1 protein-coding gene is annotated in these 361 nt (G+C 64.3%); it reads right to left on the bottom strand.

The genetic code is table 11. The features are described 5' to 3' along the window. A partial coding sequence (locus IAQ70_RS22535) for an ATP-binding cassette domain-containing protein (protein ID WP_223860570.1) occupies positions 1 to 361 on the bottom strand: 361 nt, incomplete at both ends.

Here is a 361-nt window from a genome sequence, read left to right as displayed (position 1 = left end):
GGAGCCGAGGAAGAAGTTCCGCCAGATCGGCATCAGCGGGACCACCGCCAAATCCTGGTAGACGGTCGCGATGCCGGCGTCCAGGGCGTCCCTCGGCGAGCTGAATTTGCGTTCCTCGCCCATGATGTTCAGGACCCCGGCGTCGTGCTGGTGCAGCCCGGCGATGATCTTGATCAGCGTGGATTTGCCGGCGCCGTTATCGCCCAGGACGCAGGTGACGCGGCCGTTGTCCACCGCCATGGTCACCTCGGACAGGGCGATGATGTTGCCGTAGTGCTTGCCTACGCCGTCGAGGGAGAGCAGGTGCACGGGGGTGTGGGTGAGGGGGTCTTTTTCGTTCTGGAGCAGGGTTTGTTGGTCG

This window comes from Pseudarthrobacter sulfonivorans (assembly GCF_014712225.1).
GTDB classification, from domain to species: domain Bacteria; phylum Actinomycetota; class Actinomycetes; order Actinomycetales; family Micrococcaceae; genus Arthrobacter; species Arthrobacter sulfonivorans.
The sequence above is the reverse complement of the archived record's forward strand: the minus strand, read 5'-3'. Positions and strand labels throughout refer to the sequence as shown.